Annotated in this window: 13 protein-coding genes; 9 read left to right on the forward strand and 4 right to left on the reverse strand. The window is 68.9% G+C overall.

Annotated features, from left to right (window positions below; all coding sequences use genetic code 11):
* Positions 1 to 33 precede the first annotated feature (33 nt).
* The 4 genes from BQ8420_RS31595 (at position 34) to BQ8420_RS23755 (ending at position 5520) form a co-directional block, all read left to right on the forward strand.
* A complete protein-coding gene (locus BQ8420_RS31595; protein ID WP_160049406.1) occupies positions 34 to 2988 on the forward strand; it encodes a hypothetical protein in 2955 nt (984 codons plus the stop codon).
* An 8-nt stretch (positions 2989 to 2996) separates the two neighbouring features.
* Positions 2997 to 3455 carry a hypothetical protein gene (locus BQ8420_RS31600; RefSeq protein ID WP_143847522.1) on the forward strand — a complete coding sequence of 153 codons (459 nt, stop codon included), beginning with the start codon at positions 2997 to 2999 and terminating at the stop codon, positions 3453 to 3455.
* 230 nt (positions 3456 to 3685) lie between these two features.
* Positions 3686 to 4078, forward strand: coding sequence for a VOC family protein (locus BQ8420_RS23750; RefSeq protein WP_087101386.1), 393 nt, complete (start codon positions 3686 to 3688; stop codon positions 4076 to 4078).
* Between the two features lie 137 nt (positions 4079 to 4215).
* On the forward strand, positions 4216 to 5520 hold the full coding sequence (locus BQ8420_RS23755; RefSeq protein WP_087101387.1) for an MFS transporter: 1305 nt from the start codon (positions 4216 to 4218) through the stop codon (positions 5518 to 5520).
* A 125-nt stretch (positions 5521 to 5645) separates the two neighbouring features.
* Here BQ8420_RS23755 and BQ8420_RS23760 read toward each other — a convergent pair whose 3' ends face one another.
* Both BQ8420_RS23760 and BQ8420_RS23765 read right to left on the reverse strand, forming a co-directional pair.
* Entirely contained in the window at positions 5646 to 7667 is a 2022-nt protein-coding gene (locus BQ8420_RS23760) for a tetratricopeptide repeat protein (RefSeq protein ID WP_369825538.1), read from the reverse strand.
* Between the two features lie 183 nt (positions 7668 to 7850).
* On the reverse strand, positions 7851 to 8663 hold the full coding sequence (locus BQ8420_RS23765; RefSeq protein WP_160049408.1) for a VanZ family protein: 813 nt from the start codon (positions 8661 to 8663) through the stop codon (positions 7851 to 7853).
* Between the two features lie 142 nt (positions 8664 to 8805).
* Here BQ8420_RS23765 and BQ8420_RS23770 point away from each other — a divergent pair, with 142 nt between their 5' ends.
* On the forward strand, positions 8806 to 9861 hold the full coding sequence (locus BQ8420_RS23770; protein ID WP_087101390.1) for a zeta toxin family protein: 1056 nt from the start codon (positions 8806 to 8808) through the stop codon (positions 9859 to 9861).
* An 81-nt stretch (positions 9862 to 9942) separates the two neighbouring features.
* Here the strand turns inward: BQ8420_RS23770 and BQ8420_RS23775 are convergent, their stop codons facing one another.
* Positions 9943 to 10914 carry a hypothetical protein gene (locus BQ8420_RS23775; protein ID WP_087101391.1) on the reverse strand — a complete coding sequence of 324 codons (972 nt, stop codon included), beginning with the start codon at positions 10912 to 10914 and terminating at the stop codon, positions 9943 to 9945.
* Positions 10915 to 11023: 109 nt separating this feature from the next.
* Positions 11024 to 12217, reverse strand: coding sequence for a DUF695 domain-containing protein (locus BQ8420_RS23780; RefSeq protein WP_087101392.1), 1194 nt, complete (start codon positions 12215 to 12217; stop codon positions 11024 to 11026).
* An 89-nt stretch (positions 12218 to 12306) separates the two neighbouring features.
* On the opposite strand from BQ8420_RS23780, the gene mnmA reads away from it, so the two are divergent.
* The 4 genes from mnmA to BQ8420_RS23800 all read left to right on the forward strand — a co-directional run bounded on the left by mnmA (position 12307) and on the right by BQ8420_RS23800 (position 15903).
* Positions 12307 to 13398 (forward strand): tRNA 2-thiouridine(34) synthase MnmA, encoded by a 1092-nt coding sequence (gene mnmA / locus BQ8420_RS23785; RefSeq protein WP_235006448.1) that lies wholly within the window; start codon positions 12307 to 12309, stop codon positions 13396 to 13398.
* A gap of 213 nt (positions 13399 to 13611) precedes the next feature.
* Positions 13612 to 14142: a DedA family protein gene (locus tag BQ8420_RS23790; protein ID WP_087101393.1), complete on the forward strand. Its 531-nt coding sequence runs from the start codon at positions 13612 to 13614 to the stop codon at positions 14140 to 14142.
* Positions 14143 to 14199: 57 nt separating this feature from the next.
* Positions 14200 to 14850 carry an HAD family hydrolase gene (locus BQ8420_RS23795; RefSeq protein ID WP_087101394.1) on the forward strand — a complete coding sequence of 217 codons (651 nt, stop codon included), beginning with the start codon at positions 14200 to 14202 and terminating at the stop codon, positions 14848 to 14850.
* Between the two features lie 18 nt (positions 14851 to 14868).
* Positions 14869 to 15903: a methionine synthase gene (locus BQ8420_RS23800; protein ID WP_200816069.1), complete on the forward strand. Its 1035-nt coding sequence runs from the start codon at positions 14869 to 14871 to the stop codon at positions 15901 to 15903.
* Positions 15904 to 15924 lie beyond the last annotated feature (21 nt).

Consider the following 15924-nt stretch of genomic DNA (forward strand, 5'->3'; position numbering starts at 1 on the left):
AGATCCCCCACCCCCTCGATCAGGAGCCCCCTGATGCCTGCCTCGGACGGCGAACTCTTCGGTACCCCGGTCCCCCTGCTGGACTGCGACGGCATCATCGATCCCTCGGTCTTTCCCATTCCCACCGCCGACCACGTCTACGTCGGCGACCTCGCCTCGGACCTGCGCAAGGCCGGCGAGGACATGGAGCAGACCGGTGACGACGTCGTCGCCTCCTGGGGCGGTCTCGCCGGTTGCTACACCGCACCAGAGAGCGACACCCTCTACAGCGCCCTGGACCCGGTCTCCTCCGACGGCGAGGAGGTCTCGTCGGGCACCGACCGGGCCGCTACCGCCCTGTTCGACTTCGCGGAGGAACTCAGTGAGGTCAAGTCGAGCTGGTACGACCTGAAACTGCGCGCGGAGCCCTTCCGCGAGAGCGTCATCGACGACCCGGACTGGGACAAGGCCGACAACGTCATCACCGGCCGCAGCGACAACGTCGAAGAGAACAACGACATCAAAGCCGCCGCCGAGAGGATCATCGCCAGGTACGAGAAGGCACAACGCGACTGCGCCAACGCCATCAACGAGGGCATCTACGGGCGCACGCGGTTCCACAACCGGTTCGACGACGAGGTCATGGACAACGTCGGCGCGAACGGGTTCGTCTTCGACACGGTGAACGCCAACACCGAGATCCCCTCGATGTGGGGAGAGGGAGCCCAAGCCGACAAGTTCTGGTACCAGGACGTCTGGGACGCGGGGATGGACTTCGGTGTCGGAGCGATCGAAGGCGTCGGCGGGATGGTGGGCGCACACTCCTCCGAGGGGTGGCTGGCCCAGTCCTGGGGCGACTCGCTGAAGGAGTACCACTGGGACAACATCACCTCTGCGGCCTCCCTGGTGGGGGCCTACGACGCCGAGACCAACTCGTTGACACGGCCGGGAAGCGAACCCGCCGGAGAGGCGTGGAGGGAACTCGCCCACTCGATCGTGCCCTGGACCGAGTGGGATGACCGCCCCGGCTACATGCTCGGCACCGCGGCGCTCAACATCGGCGGGACGGTGGTGGGACTGGCGTTCACCGCGACGGGCATCGGCGCGGTGGTGGGGGTGCCGCTGCTGTTGTGGCGCGGGATGTCCATCATGGACGGGATGGGCACCCCGGGACGGGGTGGTCTGGGCGATGACGTGGACCTTTCCCGGTTGCCGGAGCTCGCCGACGTCGGTGGCCAGAACGCGCCGGTGGTGCGGTTGGACGCGGCGGACATGGAGTCCATGGGGCTCAGTCCGAGTCAGATCGCCGAGATCGAGGCCGACCTGCGGCGGGTCATGGACGAACAGGGAGTGGGCGCCGGGGGCCCGGGGTCACCCCAGGACCCACGGGTGTCGGACACCTTGCCCTTCGACGACATCGTGAACCATCCGGACAACGCGTCCTTCGGCGACCAGGTCCGCGGCGAGAACCGGCAGGGGATCGACGAGGCCGACCGTGCGGCCAAGACGGATCCCACGCGCACCCCGTCCTCGGAGGAGGGATCTTGGACGGCGGGTGAGGTGCTCGATGGTCCTCAGGGCGATGGTACCCGTGTTCCGGTGGGTCCGGATGGCCGTGGTGGTGACTCGCTCTCGGAGAGCGCCACCCCGAGCCGGCCCCCGACTCGCTCGGACCTGAGTGGAGATGGACCCGCCGACCTGAACGGTGGCAGACCGGGCAACGAACCCGCCGGCGGGCGCACGGATCGCGGTCCCGACCTGGCCGACCGTGCTCCCACAGCCACCAACCAAGACGGTGGCGGTTCGTCTCCCAGGGGTAACGGTTCCCCGGACTCCACTCAGGGGCACGGCTCCGGGCCTGGCCATCACGGGGGAGGAGCGGATCCCTCTGGGTCCGGAGCCAATGGACAGTCCTCTGGTGGTACACAGACGAACAACGGTGGCCAGGGCGGCTCCGGTGGTACGCCGCCTCACCATCAAGGCTCGTTGTCTGCCGAGTGGAGCAAGACCAGGGTTGTCGAGGAGCGAGGTTCGGCCGGGTCGGGGGTCAACGAGGGAGCGAAGCCGACTCGACCTGAGCATGAGCTGAAACCTGAGACGGTGAAGGGACGTGGTTCCGGCCTGGTGCCGAAACCGGATGAAAGATTCGGCGATGGGAAGGACCTCTCCCCCAACACCGACTACAAGGTGTACGACAGTAATAATAATTATAGAGGTCGGTATGTCACCGACGACAACGGAGACATCAGGAAAATCCACGTCGACGCGCACTACTCGACGGACCGGCATCCGGAGTTCATGAACCCGAGGCCGAACGCCGAGTATCATATTACGACCAAGAGCTCGACTTATGTCTACGAGACGAATTCGCGCGGCAGAAACTTGTCTTCGGAGGGGGAGTTCACTCGCGACTCGACGCCGAGAATCAAAGAGGAGGAAAGGGCTGTAACGGGTCCGGCGAAGGAGTATTATAAGGCTTACAATAAAATTCTTGAGGAGGACTTCAAGAATAACCCGGGAAACTATCCGGGTCTGAATAGTGCGCCACAGTTCGAGGCCACCACCTGGCATGGTGGGCATGTTGTGGGAATTGGGGAGTTCGGAGGGATTCCCGAGCGACTCAATCAGGTCGCCATGATGGATCATGTGAACACGCATTCCAAGGACGATTGGTCTCTGGGGAATTCATACAGGAATTTTGAGACGTCCATGGTTGATTTGATTGATGGCGACTTCGGCGCCATCTCAAAGCGGAGCGATGATCCTCGCTTCCAGGCGCAGGTGGATGCGTGGGAGCATGCTTACAACCAGGGGCCGCCGCCACCCGTCATCCGTGCCAGGGTGAACCAGGTGTACGATCCCAACCTTCCAGATTTCGAGATTGTAGGAAAGAACGGCAAGCCGGTCAAAATTCTGGACGCACCTCCCAGTGCGATCCATGTTGAGTACTCGATCAATGGGATCGTCCAACAGAGCATCGAGATCCCGAATTTGCCAGACCTTATCTAGGGAGAGTTGTGTACGGATTGCGAAAAGGCTGGATGGGCCCTCTTGAGGAACAAGAGGCGATCTCGGGGATCGCTTCGGCCCTGGCGGATGAGTTGCCCGAGGGGTGGAAGTTCGCGAGTTATTTTATTATGGCTGTTGGGGCGTACTCGATTTCGCAGTTGCGATCAGAGGATGCAAGTGGTGAAATAGTCAACGTCAGCGTGCCTGTTGAAATCGTCGTGAACACCAAGACCCTTCGTGCGGGCATGTACAAGGAAAATCAGGGAACCTGGTTCTCTTGGGATTTGGCAATCCGATCTGAAGGCAAGTTCAGGTCATCGTTTGACTACGACAACCCACCTCCTTTCTCGATTGAACCGGGAATTGGCGAATATCGCAGAGAGGGGAAATTGTTTCCGAGGAGCCCTGAATTCACTCCTGATTGGTTGCAGGAAAAATTCGACGAGATCGAGCGAAGGCTGGGTTAGAGTCCTGGCGCTGAGGCCCTGATCGACTCGGATCTCTCCGAGCACGAGTTGTCGGACACTCCCTCTGGGTGCCCGATTTCCCGCGGGTTCTTGGCGGCTCTGGGCCCTTCCTCCGGCCCGAGTACTGGAAAAGCGATGGGACCACGGACGCCTCGTGTGTTTGGATGTCGGACGAGTAGGCGTCACCGCCGCTCGATCCCGTTCGCGTAAGCCCTCCCGGAGGTTCCGACATGGCCGCCAAGTTCACCGAGCTCGCGATCGACTGCGCGGAGCCGGAGACCCTCGCCCGCTTCTGGTGCGCGGTCCTGGACTACGAGGTGCTGGGCATGGAGGACGAGGGCGCGTTCGTCGCCATCGGCCCGGCCACGGCCGTGGCGGACGAGACCCGGTCCGGCCCGGTGCCTCCGGCGCTGACCTTCGCGCGCGTGCCCGAGGGCAAGTCCGTCAAGAACCGACTGCACATCGACGTCAACCCCACCGACCGCGAGCAGGCCGACGAGGTCCGCCGTTTGGTCGACCTGGGCGCCCGCCGGGCCGACGACGGGCAGAGCGAGTTCAGCTGGGTCGTCCTGCACGACCCCGAGGGCAACGAATTCTGTGTCCTGTCCACCCGCCGCCCCTGACACCACCACCATCACCGGCGGCAGGCAACGGTGGCCGAGCCGTGAGCGGGGCTTGACCGGGTAGCGGCCTGCGCCGGGCAGCATGAAGCCGGCCGCACGGCCGCGCATCCGCATCCCCCTCGGAAAGGCCACCCCCCTTGCAGAAGGCCACTCGCAAACCCGGTCTCGGTCGGGACTTCAACCGGTTCTGGCTCGGGAGCCTGGCCAGCAACCTCGGCGACGGCATGATGGCCATCGCCCTGCCGCTGGTCGCGGCGTTGTTCACCGACGACCCGCTCCTGGTGTCCGGGCTGATCGCTGCCCGCTTCCTGCCCTTCCTGCTGTTCGGGTTGGCCGCCGGGGTGATCGTCGACCGGATCGACCGGGTACGACTGATGATCGGCACCAACCTGGCCCGGTCGGTCGCGCTCGTCGCCTTGGCCGTTCTCATCGCCACCGGCCACGCCGGCATCTGGGTGCTGTACGCGGTCATGTTCACCGTCATGACCTGCGAGGTCTTCTACGACCTGGCCGGCAGGGCGCTCATGCCCAACCTCGCCCCCGCCGGAACCATCGACCGGGCCAACGGGCGGATCGAAGGCGGACGAACCGTCACCCAGGATTTCGCGGGCGGACCGCTCGCCGGGTTCCTGTTCGCGATCATGGCGTTCGTGCCCATCGCCGCCAACGCCGGCGCGTACGTCCTCGGCGCCCTGGTCCTGCTCGGCCTGCCCCTGGCCGTGCGTCGCGCACCCGGGCACGACACCGACCAGACCGACCCGACCGACACCACCACCGTCGCCGAACGACCCTCGGCCATGGCCGACCTGCGCGAGGGCTTCGCGTTCGTCTTCCGAGGAAGCTCCCTCGGCCCGATCCTGCTGTTCAACCTGGCGCTCAACGCCGCCTTCACCGCGCTGAACGCGGTCATGGTGCTGATCGCGCAGAACCACTTCGGGGTGCCGGCGGCCCTGTACGGCGCGTTCCTCGGATCGTCCGCGGTGGGCGCGCTCCTGGGCGCGGCCACCGTCGGGTTCATGGTCGCCAGGCTGGGGCGGTTCCGCCTGGAACTGGTGTTCTTCACCGTCTCCGGCCTGTGCTTCCTCGGCTTCGGGCTGGCCCCGAACGCCTACGCGGCCGTGGTGGCGTGGGTCGTACTGGGGTTCGTGATCACCGCGTCCAACATCGTGATGCTCGGCGCCATCCAGCTGATCGTTCCCGGGCGCCAGTTGGGACGGGTGATGTCGTTCGTGCAGGTGTCCGGCACCGCCTTCGGTCCGGTCGCGGCGCTCCTGGCCGGCCTCCTCGGGCGGGTGGAGCTCTACTACGTCCCCATCGCCTCGGGCGCGCTGGTGCTGGTCTCCCTGGCTCTGGCGGTGCCGGCCCTGCGCCGGGTGGTCACCGAAGCCGACCAGGTCGAGGCCGCCCAGCTCACCGCCCAGGACGAACCACCCAAGGAGTGACCCCCGAGCACCGTCCCACCCACCTCTGCCGCCGCTCCCCAGCGCGATGAGCTTGCTCGCAGCGCCCATGTGGACGCCCGACATGGCGCTACGAGCAAGACCATCCGGGTCCGGCCGGGCCGGGGTCAGCCCCGGAGGCGGTCGACGGCTTGCGGACCCGTGGGTTCGTCGTTGGGATCGAGTTCGTGACTCCCTCCATTACCTCCGGCCAGTGAGGCGCGGGCCCCGCTGTCCTCCGAACCCGCGCCACCGTTCGGTGTCACCTCCGCCTTGACCCGGGCCTCGCGGCGTAGACGTTCCACCCGCCGCCTCGTGGTCAAGGTGTCCGGGTGCCGTGGGCCGAGCACCCGTCCCCGGTCCCGCAGCAACTCCTCCAGGGCCCGCACCGCCCCTTCGGTCTCACCGGCGCGTGCCCGCCAGAACGCCAGATCGTGCCGACAGTGCAACGTGGCGGGATGATCGGCGCCGAACACCTCGGCCCGGGTCGGCACCAAGTGGCGCAGTTCCTCGACGGCGCCGCGAGCGTCACCCGCGCGGCCCCGCCAGTGAGCGAGGTTGTGCAGTGTGGTGAGCGTGTTCGGATGATCGGGGCCCAGGTACTCGCGCTGGTTCTCCAGAAGCCGCCGGGCATCGGTGACCGCCCCGGCAAGATCGCCGGTCTCGGCCCGGCACAGGGACAGGTTCCCCCGGGTACTGAACGCCTCCACCCGATCCGCGCCCTGCCACCGGTGCAGGTCGTGCAGCAGGTGCCGGAACCGCACCATCGCCCCGGTGGTGTCACCGGCCCAGGCGCGCAGGTAGGCCAGAGAATGCCGCACGCGCAGGGTGGTCGGTCCTTCGGGGCCCTCCGACAGCAGGTACCGCTCGTAGGATTCCTCCAGCTCTCGGTAGGAACCCTCCACGAACATCTCCCGGTAGGGGAGCGGACCCTCCGCCGCGCCCGCCCACGCGGGGGCCCGAGTGTGGAACAGCAGCGGGTGCGGGTCCACGTCCCACAACGAACCGGCGGGGGCGTGGGAACGCAGCGCGTCGGTGCTCGACAGCAGCCGCCACTCCAAGGACGCGCCCCGACAGGTGTCCGGCCAGACCAACATGAGGCCGTCGGCGGCGGTGCGCACGCTCTCCATGGTGGGTCGGGTACGCGGGTGGTCGTGGGCGGCGATCACCAGCGGGGTGTCGCGGGTGATCAGGTGCAGGCGTTCCAGGGACGCCAGCGCCAACCGGACCTCGTGCTCGGCGAGGCGCCTCGGCGGGTAGGTGCGGCGCCCCAGGTGTTTGCGGAACGGGCGGGACACCAGCACCTGCTCGGGCGTGGCCAGGGGACCGAGGAGCGAGATCAGGCCCATGAGGGGGCGGGCCACCCCGATCGGTCGGTGACGGTCGGCGCGGTCGAGCGCGGGTTCCCGGGCATCGCGTGAGTCGCCGAGCAGCTCCAGGTAGTCCGAACAAGCGGTGCGGCGGTCCGCCATGTACGCGACGGCCTGGCCCAGGGAGAGCGGGTGGTGGTCGAGGGCCGCGGCGAGGGTGTCGAGTTCGGCGGGGGAGTGGGCCACACCGGCCTCGGTCAGGGCCGAGCGCAGGTACGCGCGGGCCTCGGTCGGCGTGAAGGGGTCCACCTCGACCGGCTGCCGCCCCGGCGGTTCGAAGAGTTCCGTGGGCAGCCGGGTGGTGACGAGCATCCGGCCCTTCTCCCGACCTTGAGCCTGGCCTTCGGTGTGGGGCCGGTGACCGAGCGGCGGCCACAGGTCCTCGAAGCCGCGGGGGTCGGTGAGGTGGTCCCACACCACCAACCAGCGGGGATCCACGCCGTGCGGCGGGTCGTACAGCCACGACAGGAACCGGCCGGCGGCGAGTTCGGGGTCGTGGGGACAGCGGTCGAGGACCCGGCGGGCCGCGTGGGCGTAGGCGAAGACCACGCCCTCCCGATCGGTGGCGTCGGCCCACACCACCAGGGTGTCGGGGCGGTCGGCCATCAGTGCGCGGGCGTGATGCGCGGCCAGCTGGGTCTTGCCCACACCGGCCGGTCCCGTGAGTACTTGGTCCTCGTCGAGCGGCGGACGGTGTTTTCGCCGGTGGAAGTGCGCGACCAGTTCGGGGACGGGGACGGGCCCGCCCTTGTCGCCGTGTCCGGGAGCCAACAGCCACACCCTTCCCAGGGTTAAGGGGTTTCGGTCGATCCAGTTCCCATCACAGAGGGGAGTCAATCCCATCGTTTTTGTCATCCCAGGTCGACGAGTCGGTGTGCTCGAAACGTGACCGAAACCGTGCGAGAGAGATGGGGAGAGGGAAGCGGTGCGCGGGAGCGATCCCAGTGCCGTCCCGGCGCGCGGTCAGGGGCGGTCGTGTTCCGCGAGGGTCGGGGGTCGAGTCCGGGAACGGCGATCGAAGAGTCCGGCGATCGCGACCGACATCAGGGAGACGAGGGTGCCGACGAGCGAACCCACGCCGTTGACGAGGAGATCACCGGTGTCGACCGACCGGCCGGAGGCCAGGGCCCACTGGGTCGATTCGATCGTCAGGGACAGGGCCGGGCCGAACAGCAGTCGGGCGGGCCACGAGGAGAAGGCGAAGAACGCGGCGATGCCGATCGGCACGAACAACAGCGTGTTCAGGACCCGCTCCTGGAGGGCGAGGCCGTCGGTGAGGCTCCACGGTCCCTCTTCCGCCTGCTGAGCGATCCACTCCAGTTCCTGGCCGATGGTCTCCACGGCCGTCTGCTCCGATTCCGACCCCGGATCCACCGGCGCACCCTCGGTGTCGGTGACCACCAAGGCGCCGTCCGAGCCTTCGTGGACGTGGAGCACCTCCGCGTTCGGAGCCTCCATCTCGGCTGTTTCGGCCCGCTCGGCCACCGTCGGCTCCGTCGGCGAATAGCGGATCACGCGGCCGTCGTCGAGCATCACTCCGAAGTTTTCGGACCGTTCCACACCGCCGATGTCCTGGAAGGACACCAGCGGGTCCCAGACCACGTACCGCTCCGACTCACCGATCGTGCCCAAGCTGCTCAAGGGGGCGGCCAGGATCAGCACGTACAGGGCCGCCAGACACAGCGTCACCGCCCGCATCGCCGGGCGCCGCCACGCCAGGAACAACGCCCCGGCCAGTCCCAGCACCAAGGCGAGCGCGATGGTCGGGGGATTCACCAAAAACAGGACCGTCCACATGGTGGGCGATGGTAGCGCCGACGCGACGCTCCGGTCGCGGAGAGTCACTGACCGCACCTGGCCACGCCGAGACGCGCCGGGGCTCTGGAACCCACCGCGCACATCGGAGTAAGAAAGTCGGATGACCGTTCACGGGGAACGCCAGGAACGCCTGCGCGGTTCCATCCGGCTCGTCCGCGCGCTCTACCAACAGCTCGCGGCCACCGCCGAGGACGGATCACCCGAACAGGCCGACTACGAACAGGGCGTCCTGTTCTACCTGGACGTGGAACGCCGCGCCCACCTGCTCGGCGACCATGACCGGGACACCGTGCTGCGCGAGTATCCAGAGTTGGCCGACGAGCTGTCCTCGCTGCTGCGCCGTCGCCCCGGGCGAACCCTCACCGAACGCGAACAGGAGCTGGTGCGGAGTCGCCGTCGGGCCGCCCTCACCCCGGTTCGGACCCGACGACGGGAACGAGGGGAACGCCCCCGGGTGGTCTTCCTCGGCGGGCAGCCGGGCGCCGGAAAGAGCACCCTGCGTGAGGTCCTGCGCGAGCGGATGGGCGCCCGGAGCACCGTGGTCTACGACCGGGCCGACGACGCCGAGGCGCATCCGTTGTTCGTGCAGATCTTCGCCGACGACCACTTCGCCGCCGCCGGAGAGGCCGCGAGAGGGCTGGACCCCACGATCGAACGGGGATGTCTGGAGCACATCCGTTCCGGCCCCCACGACGCGGTGGTGGTCGACCCGCTCGGCGATCTCGAAGACGCCCGGGGGCTCTTGCGCCCCTTCGCCGAGGCCGGCTACCACGTGAGCGTGGTCCTGCTGGCGGTGCACGACTCCGTCAGCCTGCTGGGCCTGGCCCGACGGTTCCAGGAGGGGGTGGATCGCGATGGGCTCGCCCGGTGGGTCTCCCCGGAGGAACACCACCGCACGTACGAGGCGCTGCCCGAGGTGGCCCGGGGACTGGAGGTCGATCCGGCGGTGCATGCCCTGTTCGTCGCCGACCGGGAGGGGACCACCGTCCACCGCGGCCGGCGTGGCGCCGACGGCCGGTGGGAGCACCCGCCCGGCGCGGCCGAGGCACTGGAGGTCGAACGCCGACGCCCGCCCACCGAGGAGGAGACGGCCCGTTTCCAGGCCGACCTGGCCGCGCTGAGGTCCCGCCCCACCGACCCGAAACCCGACACCTGAACCGCGCGGGATCGACTCGCCGGCACGATCGCGACCGGCCTGACCGTGATCCGGGTATCGACCAACCCACCAGACCGGTTCTCAGCCGTCCACGATGGCTTGGGCGAGGTCGGTTCGTTCGTCCGGGTGTTCCAGGCGCAGTGACCCCGCCACGGTGCGCAGGGCCGCCTCTCGGGTCGCGCCGATCGGCCGCACCGCGGCGATCACGTCCTCCGACAACCGGATCCGGATCTCCGAAGGGGCGCCGCGGTGGGGGACCACCGGTTCTCCCCGGTGCACCAGGACCAGCCGCCCCTCCTCCACGCACTCCACATCGCTGAAGTCGCAGCCGGCGAGCACTCCCTGGCCGGCATGTTCCTCGGACCAGCTGACCACGTGCACACCGCCGCCCTCCTCACCACCCTGGGCGTAGGTGACCCGCAGTCCTTCGCGGACCTCGTGCACGCGGGTCGCGGACCACTCCTCGTGGTCGAGCACCGCGATTCGATCGTCGAAGCCCTCGACGTGGGCGCGGGAGCGCTGGTCGGATTGCCGGTCGCGCATGAGTTCGGAGGCCAGGGGCAGTACCAGCAGGGCCGCCACCGTCACGGCCACGCCCGGCAGCACCCCCGGCCGCCAGGGGACCGGGACTCGGTGGGCGAGCACGCACGCGCCCATCGCGACGGTGGTCACCAGCGCGGTCACCACGGCCGAGTTCAGCGCGACATCACCCGGCAGGGGCGAGAACGAGGGCGCCATCAGGGACAGCACCACCGGAACGGCCATGGCGGTGCCCACGACCAAGGCGGCCGTCGACGTGGCGTGGTCGACCCCCGAAGCCACCAGCCAGCACCTGGCCAACAGCCACATGAGGAGGATGCCACCGACGGCGACCGGGGCGAGCAGGATGGCCCACGTCCCCGCACCACTCAGGAGCAGGGCGTGGGAGGTGTTCCAGACCCCGATCGGGAACAGCGACATCATCGGGGCCGCCACCAGGCACAAGGCGAGGATCGCGACGACCACGGCGATGCGAGGTCGGCCAGTGGGCGCACGCGGCGGCACACCATCCATCGAACCCATCCTCCCGGCGGGAGGGCCACGTTACGCCTGTCGGCGTTTGATCACCAGTGGTCGAACGGGGGATGCGACCTCGATCCGCCGCACCCCGCCGTTCAGGACCTCAACGACCCAGTTTGCGCACGTAGGGCCGCCGGGCCAGGTCGAACTGGGACCATTTCGGGTCGAGTTGCGTGCGCAGTTGGATCTTCCCCTCGGTCCAGTCCATCAGCGCGGTCTCGAACTCGGGCAGCACACCGGATTCCGGGTCGAGGTAGTAGATGTACATCCGTTGGCCCGACCCGGACTGCTGCATGAACAGGGCACCGTCGTCGCCGAGGATCCGCGAGAGCTGCGCCTCCAGGTCGGCGAGGGCGGTGGCGGAGGAGTCCTTGGGCAGACGGTCGGGGTCGGCGTCGGTGTAGGGCACCAGTACCTGCACGAACAGCGACAGCGCCGGGTATTCGCGGCGGGTCACCGGGTGGCGGAGCACAATCTCCACGGCGCCCTGCAAGGGCAGCCGTCCGTGCAGGGTCACCCAACCATCGGTTCCGCCGAGCAGGTCGCCCATCTGCTTGGCGACGGAGGGCATGGACGTGGGCGGAAGCGGGTCCAGGGGACGCTCGTCCAAGGGCTCGACCCGGCCCACCCAGCGCACCACCTGGTCCTCGCCCAGGGCGAGCAGGGTGACGTGCTCGGCGAGTGTTCGACGGGTCTCGGTCGAGAGGAACATGTTGTCGGGGTGGTAGACGCCCACGTCGATCCGGCCGTTGGCCTGGTCCACGCGCATGGACACGGACACGTGGGACAGGTCGAGTTCGTGGTCGTCCCAGGTCACCGTGGAGGTGAGCTGGTCGTGGTCGGCGGGACGCACCGGGCGGAACGTCCACTCGGCGTCGTCGGGCGCCGAACGGGACCAGCGCTCGGACAGAACACGAGCGTCCTCGGAGGCCCCGGGACGCAGCGTCACCGCGTAGGTGGGCGCGTCGGTGAGCCTGGAGGGGTCGTCGAGAGCGGCGAGCTGTTCCAGGAGCTTGGCGGGGTCGATGTCGGTCGACAGATCCATGTCGTCGAGGCCGCCGGCCTGCGGCTCCGGTGCCTTGCCGATCTCCCAGTCCAGGTCCGGATGGATCGCCCGGACCAGATCGGAGACCTTCTCGGACGTTTCCGGGGCGACGGGCGTGTCGGAGTCCACGGACTCGACCAAGGCCGGACGCAGGGACGGCCAAGCGTCCCAGAAGGCGACCACGGCGGCGGTGTCGGCCGAGGCGGAGGAGTCGGTGGAGTCGTTGGAGCGACGACGACGGAACAGAGCCATGTGTTGATTTTCGCAGAACCCGGCGAGTACCTCCGCCCGCCCCCGGTGAGTACCCCGACCGCTCTCGGGCGCATACCCTGGAAGGCACTATGACTTTGCGTGTACTGGCCGCCATGTCCGGGGGTGTCGACTCCGCCGTCGCCGCGGCTCGCGTGGCCGAGGCGGGGTACGACGTCACCGGCGTCCACCTGGCCCTTTCCAAGAACCCACAGTCCTACCGCACCGGCGCCCGAGGCTGTTGCACGGTGGAGGACTCCCACGACGCCCGCCGCGCCGCGGACGTCATCGGCATCCCCTTCTACGTGTGGGACATGTCGGAGGAGTTCGACCGCGAGGTGGTCCAGGACTTCGTCGCCGAGTACGAGGCGGGCAACACGCCCAACCCGTGTCTGCGTTGCAACGAGAAGATCAAGTTCGAGGCGGTGCTGGACCGCGCGATCGCGCTCGGCTTCGACGTGGTGGTGACCGGCCACCACGTGCGCAAGCTCGATGGTCGGCTGGTGCGCAGCGTGGACGAGGCCAAGGACCAGTCGTACGTGTTGGGCGTGCTCGACGCCGAGCAGCTGGAGCACGCGATGTTCCCGCTGGGCGACTGCACCAAGGACGAGGTGCGCGCCGAGGCGGAGCGGCGCGGCCTGTCGGTGGCGGACAAGCCCGACAGCCACGACATCTGCTTCATCGCCGACGGCGACACCGCCGGGTTCCTCAACAAGCGCCTGGGGGAGAAGCCGGGGCCGATCCGGGACGAGGACGGCAACGTGGTCGGCACCCACCAGGGGTCTCACGGCTTCACCATCGGCCAGCGCAAGGGGCTAGGGCTTGGCGGGGCGCCCAACCCCCGGTACGTGCTGTCCATCGAGCCGGTGAACAACACGGTGACGGTGGGCCCGCGCGAGTCGCTGCGGGTGGACGGGATCGTGGGGCGCAAGCCCGTCTGGAGCGGTAGCGGGCCGTTGACCGAGCCGACCGAGTGCCACGTGCAGCTTCGGGCGCACGGCGAGGTGTACCCGGCGACGGTGTGGCAGCGCGACGCCGACGAGGGCCCCGAGCTCGTGGTCCGGTTGGCCGAGTCCGCCAAGGGTGTGGCCTCCGGGCAGGCCGTGGTGGTCTACGACGGCGACGCGGTGCTGGGGTCGGCGACCATCGCCACCACCTCGCGCCTGGAGGACTCCATCGCCTGAACGGTGAGCCCTACGGGACCCGGTCGGACCGGTCGGACCGGTCGGGAGCGAACGGGACAGTGGGATCGGATCGTCGAATCGGAAACCCTGGGCCATAGCTCGCCGATCGGGTGATGTGGGAGGAACAACGCAGTTTTTTCGACCTTGGCCACTTGCCGAACTTAGGTAAGGCAATGCAAAGTTGATGGGGTCAAGGTCAGAAGGGGTCGTTCCATGCCGCAGTTCGCGTTCCTTGAGGGGCAGCCCTTCTGGGTGGTCTACGTCACCCTGCTCGTGGTGATCATGCTGCGCGCCCCCGCCACCCACCTGCTCGGTCGGGGCGTGGGCGCCGGGGTCAACCGGGGCCGGGTCGGCGAACGCCTGGGCCCCAAGCTGGACGCGGCCAAGGCGCGCATCGACCGCTACGGCGCGCCCGTGGTCACGCTCAGCTTCCTCACCGTGGGCATGCAGACCGCCATCCACTTCGCCTCGGGCGCCGTGCGCATGCGCTTTCCCGTCTACATCGCCGCGACGTTCGTCGGCGGACTGATCTGGGCCGGACTGTGGGGCACCGTGATCTCCGGCCTGGTCGGCGGGTGGTTGGCGCTGTTCCTCAACTCCCCGTGGACCGCCGTGGGCGTCGTGGTCGCGGCCGTGGTGGCCGTCACCGTGCTGGTGCTGCGCAACCGCCGTAAGCGCCACAAGGGCGCCCAGGACGACGAGACCGCCACCGACGGTGAGAGGTCGCCCGCCGAGGCCACCTGACCGTGTTCGATCGTGGACTCCCCGCCCACACCGCCACCGACCCTTTACGGTGGTGCCATGCGCATCTCGACGGACGCGATCCTGTTCGACATCGACGGCACGCTCGTGGACTCCACGCCGGTGGTGGAGCACACCTGGCGCGTGTGGGCCGAAGCCCACGGCGTCGACCCCGAAGCGGTCCTGCGGGTCTCCCACGGGCGACGCTCGGAGGACACCATCGCCATGTTCCTGCCCGCTGACCGGATCGAGGCCGCCGCCGACGAACTCGAAGAACTCGAACTCGACGGCGTGGACGCGGTGCAAGCCCTGCCCGCCACCGGTGAACTCCTCAAGGCCATGCCCGCCGACCGCTGGGCGGCCGTCACCTCCGGAGGGCGCCGTCTGATGTGCGAGCGCCTGGTCGCCGCCGGGCTGCCCGTCCCCGAGGTCCTGGTGGCGGCGGGGGACGTCAGCGTCGGCAAACCCGACCCCCAGGGCTACCTGAAGGCCGCCGCCGCGCTCGGGTACGCCCCCGAACGCTGCCTGGTCATCGAGGACGCGCCCGCGGGCATCCTCGCCGGTGTGGCCTCCGGCGCCACCGTTCTGGCCGTGGCCACCTCCCACGACGCCGCCGACCTGGAGGGCCTGGGGGCCGCCGCGATCGTCGACGACCTCACCGCCTGCGCGCTGGAGATCACCCCCGACGGCCCCGTGCTCACCCTGCGCTGAGGCCGCGTTGCTCTAACCTTGGGCAACGTGAGTCAACAGCACCCCTACCCCTGGCCCGCCGCGTCCGCCACCGGTGTCGGATCCTGGCCCGGCGAGGACCCCGACGAGGCCATGCGCACCGTTCTCGGCGAACTCCCGGACCTACCGCACCTGCCCGAACTTCCCGATCGGGGAGCCGGCGCCGACATGATCGGCCGCACCGCCGGACTCCTCGTGGACCTGCCCGTGGAGGTACGGCCCACCGGATGGCGGGTGGCCGACACCCCCGGCCGGGACCTGGTCCGCGCCGGCAGCTTCCTGTCCTATGACCTGGACGCCCTCACCGACCACGCCCACGCCTACGAGGGTCCGCTGAAGATCCAGGTGGCGGGGCCGTGGACGATGGCGGCGTCGATGGAGCTGCGCAACGGTCAGCGGATGGTCTCCGACCCCGGCGCCGGACGCGACCTGGCCGAATCGCACCTGGAGGGCGTACTCGCCCACCTCGCCGACGTGCGCACCCGCGTGCCCGGCGCCCGGATCGTCGTGCAGGTCGACGAGCCCTCGCTGCCCGCCGTGCTGGTGGGTTCACTGCCCACCGCCAGCGGTTACGGGCTCCTGCCCGCCGTGGACCGGGTACGGGTGGAAACGACGCTGCGCACCCTGTTCGCCGCGCTCACCGACGCGGGCGCGGTACCGGCCGTGCACTGCTGCGCCCCGTCGGTCCCCATCGACCTGTTGCGACGCAGCGGGGCCCGCGCGATCGGTCTGGACGCGCACCTGATCGACCGCGCCCACGACGAGATGATCGGCACCGCCGTGGAGGACGACGTGGGTTTCATGTTCGGCGTCGTGCCCTCGGTGGACGGCCCTGAAATGTCGGACCCCGCGCGTAACGTCGACCCCGTACGCGAGCTCTGGAACCGGTTGGGGTTCGGCCCCGAACTGCTCTCCCAAACGGTGGTCACCACGCCCACCTGCGGGTTGGCGGGCGCCTCGCCCCGGCACGCCAGAGCGGCCCTCCAAGCCGTCAGAGACGGGGCCCGGGTCCTTCGGGACGAGCCCCGCAAGTAAGCCCCCGACTCCCCCCGACTC

Origin of the sequence: Nocardiopsis sp. JB363 (assembly GCF_900143625.1) — a bacterium.
GTDB lineage: Bacteria > Actinomycetota > Actinomycetes > Streptosporangiales > Streptosporangiaceae > Nocardiopsis.

Coding starts and splice junctions, on each gene's coding strand:
- BQ8420_RS23795 (WP_087101394.1), top strand. CDS start 14,200: ATGCGCATCTCGACGGACGCGATCCTGTTCGACATCGACGGCACGCTC.
- BQ8420_RS31595 (WP_160049406.1), top strand. CDS start 34: ATGCCTGCCTCGGACGGCGAACTCTTCGGTACCCCGGTCCCCCTGCTG.
- mnmA (WP_235006448.1), top strand. CDS start 12,307: ATGACTTTGCGTGTACTGGCCGCCATGTCCGGGGGTGTCGACTCCGCC.
- BQ8420_RS23775 (WP_087101391.1), bottom strand. CDS start 10,914: ATGGATGGTGTGCCGCCGCGTGCGCCCACTGGCCGACCTCGCATCGCC.
- BQ8420_RS23790 (WP_087101393.1), top strand. CDS start 13,612: ATGCCGCAGTTCGCGTTCCTTGAGGGGCAGCCCTTCTGGGTGGTCTAC.
- BQ8420_RS23780 (WP_087101392.1), bottom strand. CDS start 12,217: ATGGCTCTGTTCCGTCGTCGTCGCTCCAACGACTCCACCGACTCCTCC.
- BQ8420_RS23750 (WP_087101386.1), top strand. CDS start 3,686: ATGGCCGCCAAGTTCACCGAGCTCGCGATCGACTGCGCGGAGCCGGAG.
- BQ8420_RS23770 (WP_087101390.1), top strand. CDS start 8,806: ATGACCGTTCACGGGGAACGCCAGGAACGCCTGCGCGGTTCCATCCGG.